The sequence below is a fragment of the Microcoleus sp. BROC3 genome (genome assembly GCF_036702515.1).
In the GTDB taxonomy this organism is placed as follows: Bacteria; Cyanobacteriota; Cyanobacteriia; order Cyanobacteriales; family Microcoleaceae; genus Microcoleus.
The window spans coordinates 33088-53772 of record NZ_JAUBTQ010000029.1 but is presented as its reverse complement, the minus strand read 5'-3'; the positions used below and the strand labels follow the sequence as shown (position 1 = coordinate 53772).

General features: G+C 47.2%; 11 protein-coding genes. 6 read left to right on the top strand and 5 right to left on the bottom strand.

Features of this window, described 5'->3' with window-relative positions; translation table 11 throughout:
* Positions 1–47: 47 nt before the first annotated feature.
* Both QUB30_RS19270 and QUB30_RS19265 read left to right on the top strand, forming a co-directional pair.
* Positions 48–1322 (top strand): hypothetical protein, encoded by a 1275-nt coding sequence (locus tag QUB30_RS19270; RefSeq protein WP_333336493.1) that lies wholly within the window; start codon positions 48–50, stop codon positions 1320–1322.
* Positions 1323–1337: 15 nt separating this feature from the next.
* A complete protein-coding gene (locus tag QUB30_RS19265) occupies positions 1338–6551 on the top strand; it encodes a tetratricopeptide repeat protein (protein ID WP_333336491.1) in 5214 nt (1737 codons plus the stop codon).
* 238 nt (positions 6552–6789) lie between these two features.
* Here the strand turns inward: QUB30_RS19265 and ileS are convergent, their stop codons facing one another.
* From ileS to QUB30_RS19250, 3 genes are all read right to left on the bottom strand, one after another.
* A complete protein-coding gene (gene ileS, locus QUB30_RS19260) occupies positions 6790–10377 on the bottom strand; it encodes an isoleucine--tRNA ligase (RefSeq protein ID WP_333336489.1) in 3588 nt (1195 codons plus the stop codon).
* A gap of 264 nt (positions 10378–10641) precedes the next feature.
* A complete protein-coding gene (locus tag QUB30_RS19255) occupies positions 10642–11205 on the bottom strand; it encodes a Uma2 family endonuclease (RefSeq protein ID WP_333336487.1) in 564 nt (187 codons plus the stop codon).
* A 211-nt stretch (positions 11206–11416) separates the two neighbouring features.
* Positions 11417–11827 carry an Npun_F0494 family protein gene (locus tag QUB30_RS19250; RefSeq protein WP_333336485.1) on the bottom strand — a complete coding sequence of 137 codons (411 nt, stop codon included), beginning with the start codon at positions 11825–11827 and terminating at the stop codon, positions 11417–11419.
* A gap of 250 nt (positions 11828–12077) precedes the next feature.
* Between QUB30_RS19250 and QUB30_RS19245 the strand changes: the two genes are divergently transcribed.
* Positions 12078–14369: a tetratricopeptide repeat protein gene (locus tag QUB30_RS19245; protein WP_333336482.1), complete on the top strand. Its 2292-nt coding sequence runs from the start codon at positions 12078–12080 to the stop codon at positions 14367–14369.
* A gap of 54 nt (positions 14370–14423) precedes the next feature.
* On the opposite strand, the gene QUB30_RS19240 is transcribed toward QUB30_RS19245, so the two are convergent.
* Together QUB30_RS19240 and QUB30_RS19235 are read right to left on the bottom strand one after the other, a co-directional pair.
* Positions 14424–14663, bottom strand: coding sequence for a type II toxin-antitoxin system HicA family toxin (locus QUB30_RS19240; protein WP_333336481.1), 240 nt, complete (start codon positions 14661–14663; stop codon positions 14424–14426).
* Positions 14656–14922 carry a hypothetical protein gene (locus tag QUB30_RS19235; RefSeq protein ID WP_333336479.1) on the bottom strand — a complete coding sequence of 89 codons (267 nt, stop codon included), beginning with the start codon at positions 14920–14922 and terminating at the stop codon, positions 14656–14658. Before QUB30_RS19235 ends, QUB30_RS19240 begins: the two co-directional genes overlap by 8 nt.
* Before the next feature lie 156 nt (positions 14923–15078).
* Between QUB30_RS19235 and QUB30_RS19230 the strand changes: the two genes are divergently transcribed.
* The 3 genes from QUB30_RS19230 to QUB30_RS19220 all read left to right on the top strand — a co-directional run bounded on the left by QUB30_RS19230 (position 15079) and on the right by QUB30_RS19220 (position 20589).
* Complete coding sequence (locus QUB30_RS19230; protein ID WP_333336477.1) at positions 15079–16569, top strand: catalase; 1491 nt, start codon at positions 15079–15081, stop codon at positions 16567–16569.
* A gap of 360 nt (positions 16570–16929) precedes the next feature.
* Complete coding sequence (locus QUB30_RS19225; RefSeq protein WP_333062778.1) at positions 16930–17370, top strand: peroxiredoxin; 441 nt, start codon at positions 16930–16932, stop codon at positions 17368–17370.
* A 564-nt stretch (positions 17371–17934) separates the two neighbouring features.
* Positions 17935–20589 (top strand): C39 family peptidase, encoded by a 2655-nt coding sequence (locus tag QUB30_RS19220; protein ID WP_333336476.1) that lies wholly within the window; start codon positions 17935–17937, stop codon positions 20587–20589.
* Positions 20590–20685 lie beyond the last annotated feature (96 nt).

Here is a 20685-nt window from a genome sequence, read left to right as displayed (position 1 = left end):
AACTGGTATAATACCTGCAATTGAAAAAGAAATTAAATGAGCGGCGAATGAGTAACATCAAATTTTGGAAACCAGCTTATCAACTATTCCGACATGATGAGCCGTTAATGAATAAGGAGTTAGAAGAGTTCTACGTGCGCCGGGAAGATAGTCCGGTCGATACTTTGGTAAATTTGTTGGCAATGGACGATGACCCAGCTAAGTATCTGGTCGCCGGACATCGCGGGGGCGGTAAAACCACCGAACTGAGACGACTAGAACGAAAATGCGCGCATGATTACACGGTTGTTTGGGTGGATACGGATACGGCGCTGGACAAGTTTAATATCGGTCATGCGGAAGTGGCTGTGCTGATTGGGATACAAGTCGTGCAGCGACTGGCAGATGTGGGTTGGAAGTTGCCCAAAAAGTTGGAAAAGGAACTTTTGGAAAGTCTCAAAAAAATAACTTACCAAGATAAAGTTACGGGTGGGGGCGAACTTCAGTTACCGAAGCTGTTTCAAGATTTGGGGGCACAGCTCAAAGTGGGGTTTCAGCGAGAAACGACGCGGACGCTGGAAGTGAAACCAGTTCTGGGTGAAATTATCAACAAGGTGAATGAGATTATTGCTGCTGCTCAAGGACAAACACGGAAGTTATTAGTTATTGTGGATGGTTTGGATCGAAAGGAATATTCGATCGCCCTGGAGATGTTTTCTAGTTCGTTGTTGACGGATATTCAGTGCCATATTGTTTATGCCATTCCGATCGCCTTGCGCTATTCTCCATCTTTTAAGCAGCCGATGGAGAGTTTTACCAGATGTCTAGATTTATCGAATATTGGTGTTTTTAAATGCAATGACAAGGCTCGTCCGACTAAAATTCCCGATAATGTGGGACGGCATATTTTGAAGGACGTGGTTCAGAAACGGTTGGCAAAATTGGGCGATGCCTACGCGAATTTAGTCGAACCGGATGCGCTGGATTTGCTGGGCGAGAAGAGTGGGGGCGTGATGCGGGAGTTGGTGCGGTTGGCGCGGATGGCTTGCGAAGTGGCATTGAACAAGCAAGCGAGCAAGATCGATCGCGCCATTGCCGAGGAAGCGGTTCGATTAGAACATCAAACGTACACGATCGAGGATTATCATTTTCCCGAACTGGAGGCGGTGCATCGCACGGGCAAGTTGACCAGCAATGAGTTTGACTCGCCAAAGCACGGCAGAATTGTCATTTGTAATGAGTTACTGCACTACAAGTTGGTGTTAGGGTACAACGACAAGAAATATGGGCGTTGGTTTGATGTGAATCCGATGTTGTGGGTTGATTTGGAACGCTGGCAGTAAGCTAAGGAGTAGGTGATGCAGGAACTAAAACCGGCCGATCGAGTCGAATTAACGAAACTGGTCAATGCAGTGGCGTTGAGCGATCGCAGCCTCAGCTTATTTGCGATCGCGCCGGATAGCGCCCCGAATCATCCGGTGGTAGAACAGTTTAAAGCGCAGTTGCAGGACTTGGATGAGCCGTTTGAGTTCCGCACCCTCTTGTACAGTGACGATTCGCTGTTCGATTGCCTCCACCGTCTTGATGGAGAGGCGGCATCGGGGCGCAGGGTAGTAATGGCATTTGGGCTGGAGTACCTGCCCAGACCTCGATTGGTACAGGAAATGCAGCAGTTGAATTTGGGGCGAGAACGCATTTTCGATCGCAATATCGTGCTGGTGTTTTGGCTGAGTCGGGAGACGTTTCTCAATGAGTTTCGCCAGCAGGCTGCGGATTTTTGGGACTGGCGGGGGAACGTGGCCTATTTTGCGACGCGCCCCCCGTCGAATCCGTTGCTGTATCCGTATCTGCAGTGGCTGATTGCTGAAAACTCTTACCTGAAAATTGCTGGGGTGATGCAAGTCAACCGCCAGGTGGATATTCTCCTCGATCGCATTTATGTATCGCTTCAGGCAGAATGGGTCGAGGAACAGAGTCAATCGTTTCGAGAACGAGTTACTAGGGGCGAAGGGCGAGTCAAACTGAGTCACCCTAACAAACTGGGAGAACCGGATTTCCCAGATTTCGAGTTTACAGATGAGCCGATGCTGGCTGTGACTGCTGAAGCTAGCAGCCGCCAGCGCGTGACTAAAATCGTAGATCTTGCGGAGGGGTTGCGGAAACACACCTATAGTGCGATTTTAGGGGACCCTGGAGCCGGGAAAACGACGTTGCTGCGCTATCTGGCGCGACATTTTGCGATCGCCTATTGCGGCCTTCAAGCTAAAGATGAGCCAACCACTCAGTCTTCTGGGGAGGAAAGCCCCTCTCCTCTGAGGGTTGGCGAGGGGTCGCCCAATTTGAGGGTGCGGGGAGGCATGGATGAGGATTTAGGAGAAATTCGGTTGCCGATTTTGTTTCGGATTGCCGATTTTGCCGAACGCCTTGCCCAGCAGCCTGATTTGAGTTTGGTGGAGTACTTGAAGCAGTTTTATCGCCACTGGGAGGGCGATCGCGATCGAGCCAAGGGCGATGCGGTTGCCGACTTGTTGCTGGCAAAGATGGCCGCGGGGGATTGTTTGGTGCTGATGGATGGGTTGGATGAGGTTTTCGATCGAGCAAATCGAGTCCAGGTGGTGCAGCAGATTGATCGATTGGTGAAGGACTACGGCGAGAATAAGTTTGTCATCACCAGCCGGATTGCCGGATATCAGGAAGCCTCGCTGGGCAGCCGGTTTCGAGAGCTCACGATTACGCCGATGGGCAATGCCCAGATCGAGCAGTTTTTGGAACGTTGGTGTTTCGCGATCGAAGAGGCGCAACGTCCCGAAGCCGATGTTAGTTTGAACGAAAGAGAGGCTCAACGAGAAGCGCGGGGCATTTTCCAGGCGATCGAAACTAAGCCGGGAGTGAATCGATTTGCCACCAATCCGCTGCTGCTGACGATTTTGGCGCTGATTCATCGCAACGGCACTCAAATGCCCCAGCGACGGGTGGAATTGTATCAGTTGGCAACCAAGACGCTGATTGAGGATTGGCAGTTTGGGCGTAACATTTCCTATGGGGTACAGCAGAGGCAACTTTCGCTGGTGGAAGAGGAAGTGACGGCACTGCTGGCTCCTCTGGCGTTCCAGATGCACGAGGAGAAGCCCTCTGGGTTGGTGACGCAGGCGGAGGTGGAAGCCTGGTTAACGCCCAAAATGGCAGAGCTACAGGGGGTGGAGGAACCGGAGGCACTGGAACTGGTGCGACAGTTTTTGCGGAAGGTGCGGGAGACGACGGGGCTATTTGTAGAACGCGCTCCGGCGGTGTATGGGTTTATGCACCTGACGTTTGAGGAATATTATGCGGCGCGGTACATTGCCGACAACGAAATTCCCGACATTTTGAAAATTATCAACACCTATCGCTATCAGGCACGGTGGAACGAGCCGATTTTGCTGGCATTGGGCTATTTGAGTGCGGATAGGCAACGAGTGAATCGGTTGTTGGAACAGTTGTTTGGTAATTTAGCCGACTATCAACCCGATATTGCTGGGAAGGAGATGCGATTGAAAGAGGCGGGCGCTAATCGAGTGCTGGTGTGGTATCCATCGGCAGAGGCAGCCCCGCAGGAGTCCAATTCGCTGTGGCAGGATTTGCTGTTTGTGGGGCAGGTATTAGCAGAAATCAAAGTTACGCCCAAATTCTGTCGGCAACAGGTGGAGAGGCTAGTAGTGACTTATTTGGGATTGGATGAAGATGATTTTCCAAATGAGCCAACTCAGAATTTGTTGCGGCTGCTGCGGGGAATTGAGGTCTTTAATCAGCAGGTTTTAGACCGATTGCAACAAGCAGCAGAAGATGAGCGACTGTCTCAAGAGCTGCAAAACAAGGCGCGGGTGGCGATGCTGTATGTCGTTTGTGGGGAAGCGGGAGAAGGTTTAATTGCAGGCGTGACGAGCATCGTACAACAGTTAACGCCATCGTTGTTTGAAGGAATTCTCAATTTAGTCTCCAAATTGGGAGTAGAGATGACTCCTGCTTTGGAACGCGGTTTGGAAGATGCAATCTGCGATTCCGATCGCCGACAAGCCTTAGAATTTATGACCGGATTGTCTTATTTGCGAGCGGAAAACTACGATCGGGCAATTTCCCTGTTACACACTCTAGAAGAGCGAGGGGATTGCGATCTAGGGGGTTTTGTCGAGTGGGCGATCGCCATTGCCTGCGAGAAAAAAGAAGATTACAATCGGAGTTTGAATTACTATCAGCAATGTTCGGATAAGCTGCTATCTTCCCGTGCTGCCGATATATTTATCCTGTGGGAATATTGGGGAACCTGTTATCGAGCGCATCAAAAATACGATTACTCGTTAAATTGCTTCCAGGAAGCATTGGGAATTGCTAGACAATCTAACAACCGGAAAAGAGAAGCTGACATTCTTTGGAATATTGGCAGAAGTTATCAAAGTTGGGAGAAGTATGAGGAGGCGATCGACTATCACCAACAAAGCCGAGAAATATATGAGCAGGTGGGCAAGCAAATTAATGTCGCCAACCAATGGTACTGGATAGGAAATTGCTACCAAGCACAAGGTAAATACAAGCAAGCCATTGAATTTCTACAACTGTGTTTAAATCTAAGACAACTAGAGGACGATGGGAGGAGAGTTGCGCTATCTCTCTCTCAATTAGGACGAATCTATAAAGATTGGAGCAAATACGAAGAGGCGACTGCCCATTACCAACAAAGCCGAGAACTCTATCAGCAATTGGGTAAGGAAAAAGATGTTGCTAACCAGTGGTACAACTTGGCAGATTGCTATCGGCAGTGGGGTAAATATGAACAGGCGATCGATGCCGCACAACAAGATTTAGCTTTACGTCAGCAACTCGACGATCGACCCAAAATTGCCCTAGCCTACGAGCAATTGGGACGAATCTCTAGAGATTGGGGGAAATACGAAGAGGCGATCGTCCATCGCCAACAAAGCCGAGAACTCTATCAGCAATTGGGTAAGAAAGAAGATGTTGCTAAGTCTTGGTTCAGGATGGCAAATTGCTATTGGCTGTGGGGTAAATACGAACAGGCACTCGATGCAGCACAACAGGATTTAGCCCTGCATCAGCAACTCGACGATCGACCCAGAACTGCTCTAGCCTACGAGCAATTGGGAGGAATCTATCAAGATTGGGGTAAATATGAAGAAGCGATCGCCCATTACCAACAAAGCCAAAAAATCTATCAGCAATTGGGTAAGGAAAAAGAGGTTACTTACTCTTGGTACTGGATGGCAGATTGCTATCGGCTGTGGGGTAAATACGAACAGGCACTCGATGCAGCACAACAGAATTTAGCCCTGTGTCAGCAACTAAACGATCGACCCAGAATTGCCCTAGCCTACTATCAATTGGGACGAATCTATCAAGATTGGGGTAAATATGAAGAAGCGATCGCCCATTACCAACAAAGCCGAGAACTCTATCAGCAATTGGGCAAGGAAAAAGATGTTGCTAAGTCTTGGTACTGGATGGCACTTTGCTATTGGCTGTGGGGTAAATACGAACAGGCACTCGATGCAGCACAACAGAATTTAGCCCTGCGTCAGCAACTAGACGATCTATCCAACATTGCGGATGGCTACTTTCAATTGGGAGGAATCTATCAAGTTTGGGGTAAATATGAAGAAGCGATCGCCCATCACCAACAAAGCCGAGAACTCTATCAGCAATTGGGTAAGGAAAAAAATGTCGCAAACCAATGGTACTGGATTGCAGATTGCTATCGGCAGTGGGGTAAATACGAAGGGGCACTAGATGCTGCACAACAGGATTTAGCCCTGCGTCAGCAACTTGACGATCGACCCAACATTGCCGCTGCCTACTATCAATTGGGACGCATCTATCTAGATTGGGGGAAATATGAAGAAGCGATCGCCCATCACCAACAAAGCCGAGAAATCTATCAGCAGTTGGGCAAAACTGACAGCCTTGCCCGACAACTCAGACGCATTGCCCACAGCCAGCGCCAACTCGCCCGCGAAACCCCCGATCGTACTGCCGCAATTTCCCTTCTAACCCAAGCAGAACAACACCTAGAACAGGCAATACAGCTAAATATCGATCGTGAATATCGAGAAAACCTCGCCTACGACTACATCGCCCTCAGCCTCGTCTGTAGCGATTTCCTGCGTCACATCCCCGCCGGCGACCCCGCCCAAGCCATCCGCATCGCCCAATTCGAGAACACCTATCCGATGGGTTTCAGTCACTTGACGGCCCTCGGGCAAACCGTCAATCTCGCTGAAGAAACCCTAGACATCGCCCGGGCATATCTAGAAATCCCTGCTTTAGAAAACCTCAACCTTGCCGAATCCCTCACCCGCCAATCCCTGCAAACCTTCGAGGACTTCAACCGCCGCCGACTCCAAGCCGATGCCCTCAAACTCCTCGGCGAAATCTACAAACATCGCCTCCCGCATCAACCCGATGCCACTGCCACCGCCGCCCAATTCTTCCTAGAAAGCCGCCAACTCTATCAAGAACTCGATCTCACCGAAAAGGCGATCGAAATTGAGAGATATTTTTTGGACGACCAATATACTCAGTGACCTGAGATTTTGAAAGGTGTGTCGCTGAATGATTGTTGACTGTTGACTGTTGACTGTTGACTGTTGACTGTTAACTGTTAACTGTTGACTCGATTTTATTATTGTGATGCAACCGGAAACCATATAACCCATTGATTTTATAGTTCCGATATAACCGGAAACAAGGTTGCAAAAAAAAACTTTTGAGATAGTAACGCACCCTACATTAATATGTAAGGTGCGCGGTACACAGCCTAGGTTAGAATTTGTGGTCTACTGCTGAAACGCAGCGTTCGCAAATTAGCGGATGTTCGATCGACTCGCTGACGTGAGTCGAGTAATTCCAGCAACGATCGCACTTTTCCCCGTCTGCTTTCACTACACCAATCGCCAACTCTGGAGACTGATAACTGTACGGCAATTCTTGCAGGATTGCATTCGATTCTACCAGTTCCACTTCCGAAGTAATGAACAAATACCGCAGTTCGTCTACACCGTTGCCGTTCATTGTAGAATCGTGCGTTACAGCTATGGAAGCAGGAATTTCAGGTTTGGGTTCGATCGCAATTACTTCTGCTTGCCGGATTTGGGGTGTTTCTACAAACACTTTTTCGGCTGGGGCTGTTTGTGCGATCGCCTGTGTTTCTACAAGCACAAGCGCTGTATCTAATGCCGGTGCGAGAACGATCGCCTTTGTTTCTGCAAGTACAAGCGCTGTACTCCGGCCCACCACATCTGCTGTCAGGAAATCAATTTGTTGTGCAATTTCTTGACGGTTGGCGGCAAACAACAAGTGACGGAAAGCAAACCAGATTGTAAATAAGATGCCGATGACTTCAAAGAGACCTCCCAACACCGGAATCTGATTCATCGTATCCAAAATCGCCAGCGTTACTCTGCCCGTTACTAACACAGAGGCTAACAGCCCAAGTGTTACCAAAACTTGTTGGTATTCTGTCAAAAAGTTGCCCGCGTATTCAGGCAAATTAGCCACAAACTGGGCGCTTTGATCTAACATTTGCTGCCAATCTGAAGCCGACGGTTCAGGGGCGGAATACTGTACGATCTCAGAAGATCGATCGCCCTTTTCTATCGTTTCCTCCTCAACATAAATTGTCTTTTCTGTCAAGACTTTTGCAACTTTTGCTGCTTGTTCTTCCTGTCGATCTTGTGCTGCTTTTGCCTTCTCCTCTGCTGCTAACTCGATGACTGAATTTTGCGATCGCACATAATCCACCAATTCTTCGCTGCTGGGATTCAAAGCTTCCAATTGCTGTCTTTTGTCAACATCGGGAACGTACAATAAAACCTTAGCTTCCAAAGAAGAACCGATCGCCTTTTCAATCCGGGCTTTTTCCAAAACCTTGTTAACTTCGCCCCGCACTTGCCGCAAATACTGCCAGCGAGTAGCCAATTCTGGATTGTGCCATGAAGCATCAATTTGCACCCAACCGGCTTCAAACACGGACTTGTAAGGAGTCGGATAGGGAAGGTACTGCCAAATATCCTCAGCCATGTGACACAAAACAGGTGCGATCGCCCTTGCTAAATTCTCCACAGCAATTGCAATCACCGTCTGACAACTGCGGCGGCGAAGGGTATCTGTCGCGCTGATGTAAAGTCTGTCTTTGGCAATATCCAAGTAAAAATTCGACAAATCCACCGTGCAAAAATTCTGCACAGTTTGGAAAAATCGGGAAAATTGGAAGCTTTCAAAAGCATCTTGAACTTCCGCAAAAACTTCGCCCATTCTGTGCAGCATATAGCGATCGAGTTCCGGCAATTCCTCGTAAGCAACGGCATCTTTTGCCGGGTCGAAGTCGTGCAAATTTCCCAGCAAAAACTTAGCTGTATTGCGAATTTTGCGGTAAACATCCGACTGCTGTTTGAGAATGTTTTTGCCTAAAGGCACGTCTGCCGAGTAGTCTACCGAAGACACCCACAGCCGCAAAACATCGGCTCCATATTCATTAATTACGACTGCCGGATCGACGACATTTTTTTTAGATTTGCTCATTTTGTAGCCTTTTTCATCCAGCACAAAACCGTGAGTCAAAACTGTTTTGTAAGGAGCGACGCCGTTAGTTGCTACGCTGGTAAGTAAGCTGGATTGAAACCAGCCGCGGTGTTGGTCTGAACCTTCCAAATAGATATCAGCAGGATAGTTTAATTCCGATCGACCTTGTGCAACTGCGGCCCAGGAAGAACCCGAGTCAAACCACACATCCATTGTGTCGGTTCCCTTGCGGTAAGTGCGGCCGTTGTTGCGGTAAGATTCCGGCAGCAATTCATCGATCGACAATTCCCACCAAGCATCGGAACCCTTCTCGGCAAAGATGGCTTGCACATAGGCTATCGTTTCTTGATTCAGCAGCGGTTCGTTGGTTTCTTCGTCGTAGAATACGGGAATGGGAACGCCCCAAGTCCGCTGGCGAGAGATGCACCAATCCGATCGATCGCCCACCATTGCAGTAATCCGATTTTCCCCTTGGGCGGGAATCCAATTCACATCGGCGATCGCTTTTAAAGCTTCATCTCGGAACCCTTCAACGGAGGCAAACCACTGTTCCGTCGCCCGAAAAATTGTCGGCTTTCCGGTGCGCCAATCGTAAGGATAAGAGTGAGCGTAACTTTCCTCTTTAATCAAACAATTTGCGGCCGCAAGGGCATCAATGACTGCGGCATTGCCGTTTCCGAGGACATCTAAACCTGCAAACTGTCCGGCTTCTGCGGTGAAATTTCCGTTTTCATCTACGGGCGTTAAAACGGGCAAACCGCAGCGTTTTCCGACGATAAAGTCTTCTTGTCCGTGGCCGGGTGCGGTGTGCACCAATCCGGTTCCTGAATCGGCGGTAATGTAGTCACCGCCGGCAACAATTGGACTTTCGCGATCGAACAGCGGGTGTTTGTAGATGCAACCTTCTAATTCTTTGCCTTTGAAGGTAGCAAGTATTTTTAATTCAGTGTTAAAAGTTGCCGACAGCCGATCGACCGCATCGACAGCTACTAACATAAATTGTTGTGCGATGTGGGAATTTGCCGGCGGTTCCACCACCGCATAAGTCAGTTCGGGATTAACTGCGATCGCCAAGTTTGCCGGAATTGTCCAGGGAGTAGTCGTCCAAATCGCCGCCCAGAGGCTCGGCATATAGCGCTTGAGCTTCGTTTGCAGGGATTTTGACAATTTTTTCACGTGAAAGCCCACGTAGATGCTGCGCGACGTGTGGCCTTCGGGATATTCCAATTCCGCTTCGGCGAGGGCTGTTTTCGAGCTCGGGCTCCAGTGAACAGGTTTGAAGCCGCGGTAGATGTAGCCTTTGAGTACCATTTGACCGAAAACGCCGATTTGAGCCGCTTCGTATTCGGGTTTCATGGTTAAATACGGGTGTTTCCAGTCGCCCCAAACGCCGTAGCGCTGGAAGGATTCGCGCTGCTGTTCCATTGTTTGCTGCGCGAAGGCGGCGGCTTTGCGGCGGAGTTCGATCGGGGTAAGATTTAGCCGCTCCTCCGATTTCATCTTCTGCAATACTTGAAGTTCGATCGGCAATCCGTGACAATCCCAACCGGGCACGTAGCGGACTTTTTTGCCGCGCAGCATTTGGTAGCGGTTGATAAAGTCTTTGAGGATTTTGTTGAGGGCGTGGCCGATGTGGAGTTGTCCGTTGGCGTAGGGGGGCCCGTCGTGCAGGATGAACAAATCGCCTGGGTTATTTTCCGAAAGGCGATCGTAGATTTCTCCATCTGCCCAAAATTGTTGCAGTTCTGGTTCCCGTTTGGCGGCGTTGGCGCGCATATCAAACTTGGTTTTGGGCAGATTTACGGTGTCTTTGTAAGATTTAGCTTCCATTTTTGAGAAACGTTTTATGTAGTTAGTTGTTAGTAGTTAGCGGTTATTTCAAAGATGATATCAAGTCCGGTTAAATAATCATAATTAAGTTTGTAGTGACAACTTTAGTCATCTCTCGTCATTGAAGAGCTGACAACCAGATATTTTAGTATAAGCGATCGACTGCACATTCGATCGGAGCAAATCCGTAGGGCGATCTCTCTTCTCCCTCCTCCGCGCCCTCTGCGCCCTCTGCGGTTAAATCATTCATAAACCGAGGTGGCGCTACTGAGTCAGCCAACTGAACATTTCACCGACGGTGAGATTAAAGGATTCGGCAAAGGTTGGAAGGGGGATGCGATCGCCCGGTTCTTCAAAAACTGCTATGGTGCGATCGGCAAAATAGACAAATACCAGTTCTTCTTCCGGGTCAATCAACCAGCCCATCTGGGTTCCGTGGCCGAGACTGTGGAGAATGTTGCGGACGACTTTAGTTTGACTTTGGTCGGGGGAAAGAATTTCGATTGTCCAGTCGGGGGCGATGGCGAAAGTGTTGGCTACTTCGCCGTTTTCGTCGCGGGGAATGCGTTCCCAGGTAAAGACTGCAAGATCGGGTACAGTCGATCGACCGCCAAAGGTACAGCGCAATTCTGAATAGGCGCGGGCGATGCGTTGGGGTTTGAGTACCCGGTTGATGTCAGCACCCAAATCGCTTTGAATTGTGCTGTGTTTTCCTTGGGGCATAGGTTTCTGGATAATTTGACCATCAAGGAATTCGCTGGCGGGTTTGGTTTCCGACAGTTGGAGAAATTCATCAAGACTCAAAGGTTTAGAAGCGGTTTGAACCATTGTTTTTAGTCGATTTAAATTTAATTTGTATTAGTTAAGCGATCGCGCATTTAATTTATACTCACATCTCTCAAGAACAGGCAAGATGCCTGTTCCACAAAGAGTAAATTTGCTTTTGGGGTGGATTTCTTCAAACTCTTGTGGGGTGGGCATCTTGCCCGCCCAAAAGCTTAAATTTTAAGGTTCAACCACTTATTAGCCGTCATTCCGGTTATAGAAATACTCCCAACCCGCGGCTAACGGCATTTCCGATACGATCGCACAATGACGCGGCCGGCACTCCCTGTCCCTCCTGTTCCCATTTTTCCACGAGTTGGCGGCCCAGGGGCGTGAGGCGAAAACTGTCGGTAATCCCTTGTCCGTCTACTTCCCGCCGCAAAACGCCGACTTGGATCAGCCAGAGTAGGGAGTTTTCGGCTACGAGTTCGGATACGGGCGATCGGGTGTAGCCGCTTTCGACACCCGCGTTTGAGGCGATCGCACTTAGGAAAACACTGTTATCGCGGATGGTCTGGAAGAAGTGTAATTGAAAAGGGGAACAGCGGACGGCGCGATCGGCTCTTTTTACGGTGCGGCTGGGATAACTAATAGATTTAAACGCTTCGGATGGGATAAAAGTCATTGCGAGAACTTTTGAATAGGTACTATATTTTTAATTGTTACAGATTTAGAGTCAAAGTGAAGTTGTGAAAAGTATACAAAAATTCAGACAGGCGTTGAACTGAAATAAATATTTTTAGGCATCAACTTTTCTGAGTTCATAACTGTGTGAGGCTTCTGCATTTCCAATCGCCCGGTTGAGAGAAATCCTTGCAGGTAGCTTGAGAGAGGAAGTAGACTAGGCTTAACGAAGTTAAAGATGAAGAAAGATTATGCCTTTACCAAAAGTGCCTAAAAAATTCTTGCCCAAGTTAACCTCAGTTTTCTTATTGTTATACGTGGCGGCGACACTGCCATTGCTTACCAATCGTCTCACGTCCTTTGCTTATATTGTTCAAGGGATTGTGCAGAGTGGCCAAAACGCACAAGGTGAAGCGACAGAGAGTTTGAGGGAAGCGATTCAACCTAATCCTTGGGAGGCGACCCTTTACTACATTCTCGGCTTGCAATTGAGTCAGCAAGGTACAGTTGAGGAGGCGATCCCAGCTTACCGCCAAGCTATCCGACTTGACCCCAAAAATTACTATATTTATCAAGATTTAGGTAAAGCGCTGATTAAGCAGGGGAAATATGATGAAGCGATCGCAACTTACCGCCAAGCCATCAAAGTTTTCCCTCAGTGGAGTTGGGCTTACAACGAACTTGGCAATAGGCTCTATTATAAGTGGAACTTCGATGAAGCGATCGCAGCTTATCGCCAAGCCATCCAGATAGATCCGAAGTATGCCGAAGCTTACTACAATTTGGGTAATACCCTAATCTACCAAGGCAAGCAAAAGGAAGCGATCGCAGCTTACCGCCAAGCCATCCAAATATATCCCAATTATGGCGAAGCTTACAGCAGTTTAGGTTGGGCTTTAGAGCAACAGGGGAAATTAGATGAGGCGATCGCAGCTTACCGCAAAGCTATCCAAATATATCCAAACTATGCCGAAGCTTATAAAAATCTGGGTAATGCGCTGTTCAACCAAGGCAAACAAGAGGAAGCGATCGCAGCTTATCGCCAAGCCATCCAGATAGATCCCAATGATGCCAAAGGTTACAGCGATTTAGGTTGGGATTTACAGCAGCAGGGGAGATTAGACGAAGCGATCGTAGCCTATCGCCAAGCAGTAAAAATCTACCCTAAATATGCTAGAGTTTACGTTAATTTGGGCAATGCGCTGAAAGATGTGGGAAAACCGCAAGAAGCGATCGCTGCATGGCAAAAAGCGATAGAAATCGGTGATAAAGATCCCGCCGCCGCTGGTTATGCAAATCTAGCTAATTTGTTGAATGAGCAGAACAAATTAAATGAAGCTGTCACCACTTACCGAAAGGCCATTGAAATCGAACCATCTCAAAAAGATCGTGCTTTTTTATATAGAAGAATAGGCTATATTCTGAGCAAGCTAAACAAGCTAGATGAAGCACGAATCGCTTATGAAAAGGTGATTGAACTCGAACCAGAGGAGGATAAAAATATCAATGGTTATATGTATCTAGGATCTGCGCTGGACGATTTAGGGAAACCAGACAAGGCGATCGCAACCTATCAAAAAGCGATTCAACTCAATCCTAAAAGTGATGCTGCCTATAACTACCTGGGCGTGAGTTTGCACAAGCAGGGGAAACTAGAGAAGGCGACTGCAGCCTATTTACAAGCGATTCAACTCAACCAAAAAAATGCCCAATCTCACAAAAATTTAGCTTGGACTTTACAGCAACAAGGGAAGTTTGAGCAAGCAATTGAAGTCTGCAATAAGGCAATTGCATTAGAGCCAAACTCTATGATCGTTAAATTATTGCTCAAAGAGACAGAGCGACTTTTAACTATGCGGAAAAATCCGCAATTGTTGGCCAGTCCAGAGCGATTGCCCAGTTTTAAAGATGAACCTTTAGTTTTATTCAAGCGGTCTGTTGTCCGAGTTATTGTTAAAAGTTCTTCCGAATTAGATTCTGGTACTGGCTGGGTGGTAAAACGGCAGGGAAATAAAGCGTGGGTTGTTACTAATCGCCATGTGGCAACGGCTGACAAAAATACGCCCCAGAGCGAGCAAAAAATTGAAGTAGAATTTTACAGCGAACCGCATTCTGGTGAATTACGCAAGCGGAAATCCGCTAAGATTGTTAAAATTACTGCTGCCTCTGACAAGCTGGATTTAGCTTTACTGGAAGTCACTGACATTCCGAAAGATATTCAGCCTTTAGCCAGATCCTCAACGCCTGTTGCCCTCAATGAACCTATCCGCATTATTGGGTATCCCTACACCACCGATGATTGGACAGTTGCAACAGGAGAAGTCATTAACCAGACTGACAAAGAGTTACGAATGTCTGCAATTTCAGCCCACGGTAATTCTGGGAGTCCCGTATTAGACCAGCAAAATCGCGTTGTTGGCCTTGTGTGGGGATCTAGTTCTACCATTCAAACACAGAATCAACAGCCAGATGGATATGGTTCTGCTCTTGCTTTTCCGATCCCATCAGTTACAAAACAACTGAAAGATTGGGGTATTGATTAGGCAATTGCTGTACATTAAAATTGCTGATTCAATCGCTGACTAATGAAGGCTGACTTAACTAATCATCCCCTCAATTTCTGGATCGGTAAACCCAAATTGCCTGAAAATCCGCAACACATAAGCTGGTGACATTTCCCCAGCACCCATATCAATCGGAACAATCCTTTTTCCGCCTTCAATTTCACGCATATACAAACGATGCTCCCCTTTCCCCTCTCGGTAAAACTGACATCCGTTTTGTTCTAAAATCTTAATTAATGCTTTAGGTTTTAAAGATGGAAGGTTTTTAGGCATAAACTTTCCTAAGTTCATAAGTGTCTGAGGCTTCTGCATCTTCTAAAGTCAGAAATTCGTGTAATTCATTAATAGAAAGAGGGCAGAGATAAACATCAGACTCTGATTCATAGACTTCGGAAAATGACTCAATAGCTTGTTTGAGTTTATCAATAGATTGTTCAGGAGTATTGCCTTGTCCCACCAAGCCATTTTCTAAACACAAATAAACCCAATAATCAGCACTTTTCCTGAGAATCACAGTGTAGAAATCAATCATATTTTATTGGTTAATTAAGTTTATTTGAATCAGCAAATTTTGAAAACACACTAATAATTTAACACAAAATCGCCCATCTGAGAATTACCTCCGCAGAAACACCAGAACCCCAGAAAGGTATAGAATACTTAGGATATAGCAATCAATTTACCCACTATGACAGAAGACAAAACATTGACAACCGCTAGCGGAATTCCGGTTGCAGATAACCAGAATTCCTTGACTGCGGGAGAACGCGGGCCTATCCTCATGCAGGATTTTCACCTGATGGAAAAACTGGCTCACTTCAACCGGGAACGCATTCCTGAGCGCGTTGTCCATGCAAAAGGAGCCGCTGCATTTGGCACGTTCACCGTCACCCATGACATTACTCGCTACACCAAAGCTCAGCTATTCTCAGAAGTTGGCAAACAAACTCAAGTTCTCCTCCGTTTCTCTACCGTAGGCGGCGAACAAGGTTCAGCGGATGCCGAACGTGACCCCAGAGGTTTTTCGATCAAGTTCTACACCGAAGAAGGCAACTGGGATTTAGTAGGCAATAACACCCCTGTTTTCTTCATCCGCGATCCGCTCAAATTCCCTGATTTGATCCACACCCAAAAGCGCCATCCCCAAACGCATCTCAAAGATGCTGACGCGAAATGGGATTTCTGGTCGCTGAGTCCAGAAGCTTTGCATCAAATAACTATTCTGTTTTCCGATCGCGGTACGCCGAAAAACCACCGCCACATGGACGGTTTTGGCAGCCATACCTTCAGCCTAATTAATGCTCAAGGAGAACGGGTTTGGTGCAAATTCCACTGCAAAACCATGCAAGGTATTGAGAATTTCACCGCCGAAGAAGCGACCCAGATCAAAGGCGAAGACCCAGATCATGCGACTCGCGACTTGTTTGAGGCGATCGACCAAGGTAATTATCCCAAATGGCGGTTTTGCATTCAAGTAATGACCGAGGCCCAAGCCGCAGAGTATCGCGAAAACCCTTTTGACTTGACAAAAGTGTGGAAGCACTCAGAGTTTCCGTTAATTGACGTGGGAATTCTTGATCTCAATCGCAATCCACAAAACTTTTTTGCTGAAGTGGAACAGGCGGCATTTTCTCCTTCTAATGTCGTTCCAGGTATTAGCTTCTCTCCAGACAAAGTGCTGCAATCTCGCATCATGTCTTATCCAGATGCTCAACGCTACCGTCTCGGTGCAAACTATCAGCAATTGCCTGTCAATCAACCCAAGTGTCCGGTGATGCACTATCAACGGGATGGCGCAATGGCACCGGGTAACAACGGTGGTAGCGGGCCGAACTACGAACCCAACAGCCACGAGGATGCGCCGAAGCAAAACTGTGTTTATGCTGACCCAGCTTGGGACTTAGGAAATGTCAAAGTCGATCGCTACGATCACCGTCAGGGAAATGACGATTACACCCAAGCAGGAGACCTCTATCGCTTGATGAAACCCGACGCACAGCAGCGGCTTATCGCTAACATTGTGGAAAGTTTGAGTGCAGCAAAACCAGAGATTCAGATGCGCCAACTGTGCCATTTTTTCCGCGCCGATCCGAATTACGGCCGCCAAGTCGCAGAAGGCTTAGGAATTGCGATCGATCCGTCTATGATGCCCGCTGCTGCTCAACCGGTTGGTGTGTAGAACCCGCGAACATTCAATTAGACATCTGCTTTTTAGCAGATGTCTATTCTCACATCTTGCAGTATTCTCGCTGAACAGGCTTTCCGGCCTGTGAAGCGAGAAAATCTACTCTTTGTGGAACAGGCATCTTGCCTGTTCAAAAAAGGATTATTGACAATAGTGCCAAGATCTCAGTATTGAAACTATGCGTGTAATAGGCACTCTTAGCCCGCGTCTGAGGTGCAAGTTAAATGCAGTAAAGCTTAACGTCATGGAGTTGGGGGCGATCGTGATTTTTTACAAAGGTCTCTTGCAAAGCGACAGAACCAACTAAAATAAGTTGAGGAACTGCAAGAAAAACCAAACAAGGGAAACAAAACTATGACATTACCAGTTGGGTGCGCTGCCCCTCAATTTACCGCCAAAGACACTAATGGCAACACAGTCTCCCTGTCCCAATTCGCAGGTAAAACCGTAATCTTGTATTTCTACCCGAAAGATGACACCCCCGGTTGCACAAGACAAGCCCAAAGCTTTAAAGCAGCTTATGAAGAATACAAGGGCAAAGATCTTGTAGTTCTCGGTGTCAGCCGAGACAACGAAGAGTCGCACCAAAAGTTCACAGAGAAATACGGTTTACCTTTTCAGCTATTAGCAGATGTTGATGGCACGATTACCAAAGCTTACGATGTCGAGAAAGGCGATTATGCCAAGCGCGTTACTTTCGTCATCGACGGTACTGGCAAAATCATTCAAGTTTATGAGGGCGAAACCATGAAAGTTGACACTCACGCTCAAGATATTCTTGTCACCATAGTTTAGTCGAAGTTTAGCCGATCGCACTAACACTCTTACACGCACCAAACGGCTAAAAACCCGGTTTCTTCCTAGATGCCTCGTTGCTATAGGCAATATTGTGCTAGGAACCGGGTTTTTTTCGTAAGTCCTGAGTCAGAAAGTGAGGGGTCAAGGGTACAGGGGGAAGCAACTTAGGATCGCCAATTAAATAATTTACACTCTTGAAAGTGGGGTGGGCTCTCGTAGCCCGCCCTTTCTGGACGGGCGGGACGCCCATCCCACAAGAACATCACGCATTGTAAGTTATTTAATTCTCATTCCTTACTCGAACTAAATTCCTTCCCTCAAAACTTGCACCACAAATTCTCTCAACCAGGCATATATTCGGTTAAGGTGCTTATTGTACGCCTAAAGTGAGATTTGTGGCGCAACTCCCGCCAATAATTAAAAACTTATGCTGTAAAAGGCATTAACCGCCCGTAGGCTGAATCTAGGGGCGATTTTGTCCTGGTTCAGGTCATTGTGTTTGATAAAATCAGAAGTTATCCTTGCTTTAGCTGAATAATTAAGTAGGTAGGGGGATATATAATGACAAACAGCAACATTATTTTAAGTTACTTAGGCCCGCGAGAAATTGAGGTCAATAGAGCCGCGGTCTTAGTTGGCAGTTTTGACAAAAATCTAGTGGCAGCGATTTCAGCAACAGAAGGCTCCAATGCCTTGAATGTAGGGATAAATCCCTCTAGAGGCATTTGGAACATCAGTTTAGAAAAAGGATTCGATAGCGCAGGAACTCGCACACTGCAGGTGAGGGCAAGTGATAAGACAGGCAAAGTTATCGGCCAACAAACAATTAACATCAAAGTTAATCCTGCTTCTCAGTCACCCGCTCAATTTTTCACGTTAATTACTCTCACAGATACCAAATTTAAAGCCGGAACACTGCCCGCCAGCAATCTCAACGAGCTGCAAAAAGCGGACATACCAGCAGGGAAAATTTATCAAGTTACTGACTACGAGTTAGAAGACGGACATCTGAATGTTCAACTAAATAATCCAATTAATCCGGTAGGAAAGTCCGGCTTTTTCTACGAAAAACACGTACTCATCACCAAAGGCGCAAAAATTCTCATATTCGATCGCGCCGAGTTGCCCGCCCCGCCGCCGGGAATGCAGTTACTGTGGGCGATCAAAAAGACCTGGTTAAAGCTCAACCCCGCAGATTCTGCTACTTTAGGACAAACTCAGAAATTACAATTTAACCCGGGAGAAACGTTTAATATTCTCGGCTACGCTTGCGTGGAAAACCATTTCCGAGTCGCTTTTGCTCGGGCCGTTCCTAACTTGGGAACTTCTGGATTTCTGTACTCGCAGCACGTCCAAATTTTGCGAGATGGCAGGGGAATTCCGTTTGATACAAATGCAGTTACGATGACTGTTATCAAAACTACTGCGATCAAAAAGCGGCCTGTAAATGCGGCTAACCTGCAACCGCAAGAAAAATTTACTTTGCCGGCGGGAATGATTTACGGAATTGCCGGATTCTCGATCGAACAAAGCCACATAAAAGTCTCGCTGACCGAGAATTTGCCGCAATTTGGCAATACGGGTTTCATTTATCCCGATTTTGTGCAATTCAGCCGCGGTGGCAAATCTTTTAATCCCGCTGTGAATTTAAGTTATCAAGGGCCGTCAGAAGTTTTAGTAAATCAGCCCATCGTCCTTCGGGGTACTTTTGACCGGCAACAAGCAGCAAAAATTGAGGTGATAGCTGAGGATACATTTCCCCTAACCGTCACTCTAAACCTAGAGACCAGCACTTGGCAAGTTAATTTGTCTAAAGGATTTAGCGTAGCGGGAGCTCGGTGGCTCAGGTTGCGGGCCACTGACAGCAAAGGCAACGTTACTGGCAGCCAAATAATTTACATTGCCGTAACTTCCGATCCGCTAACTGTCGGACGAGGTTTGACCTTAAAGATAGTTTCTGACACTTTGTTTAAGGTAGCTCCCCTTGATTCTTCCCGGCTCAACAATCAGCAAAAAGTTTTTGTTAAAGCAGGCCAGACTTTGGCCGTTAGCAAATACGGATTTATTGACGGGCATCTCAAGGTGGTTGTGGATTTAGCAATTTGGCCTGTCGGCACTTTTGGCTATTTTTATGAACCCGACGTTCAGCTTGCCAAAGGTACTCAAATCCTAAAATTTAACCTGGCTGACGTACCGAATAGCAACGTCAGCGCTCAACTGTTGGTAACTCAAACAACTCAGATTAAAGCTAAACCCGAAGATTCATCGAAACTGCCGGCCGATCAAATGGCTGACCTACTTTTAGGCACTACCTATGCCATTACTGGTTATGCCTGCATTTTGGGGCATTTCCGAGTAACTCTTGCCGAATCTATTCCCGGTTTCGGCAATATCGGATTTATTTATTGGCAGGACGTTAAAATTAAAAAAGACGGCAAAGAAGTTCCCTTTGACCCGGATGCTTTGACGATGACAATCCTGCAAGCAACTGTCTTTAAAAAACGGCCGCTAGATGCTGCTAGCCTGAGCAGTACCGAGAAAACTACGCTGCCTTTAGGTCGAGTTTACGGCGTGAACAGCTACGGTGCCGAAGGATCTCACCTGAAAGTTTCCCTGACTGAAGAACTGCCGAATTTTGGCAATACAGGTTATGTTTTTTCTAGTTTTGTTCAGTTCAAGCGGGGAGATAAGATTTTCGATCCGGTTCCGAACAATGTGGAATTGAACGTGCCCTATTTTTCGCAGCGGGACAATCCGCGTTTTGACTGGTCTACTTGCAACGTAACTTCGATCGCCATGGTGCTTTATTATTATGGCCTTCGTTCTGAGTGGGGGGGACAGTTGGAGGATGAGTTGTTGCAGTGGTGTTTCGATTATGCCGGCCAGGGTTCTCAAACGGATCACAGTGTGCTTTCGGCGCTGATTCAAGCTTACGGGTTTAAGACGAGTTTTAGTACGACTCGCCAATGGGCCGATGTGCGATCGGAATTGCTGAATCGGCGGCCAGTAGTTTTAGCCGGAGATTTTACTGCTGCCGGTCACATTCTTACTGTAATTGGCTACAATTCTCAGGGTTATATCGTGCAAGATCCTTGGGGAGATGCACTCACTGGTTACAGCGATACTGAGGGGAGAAAGTTGATGTATCCCTACAGTTACGTCAATCAAGTTGCTGGACCAGATGGGAATGTTTGGGCGCATTTTATCTCGCGCTAATCTGCTCTGCGGTTTGCCAGTAGTGTTAGGCACTGCAACTATTCCTAAGGTGCGCATGACAGCTATTTGTAAGGTACTCCGTGCGCACCCTACATA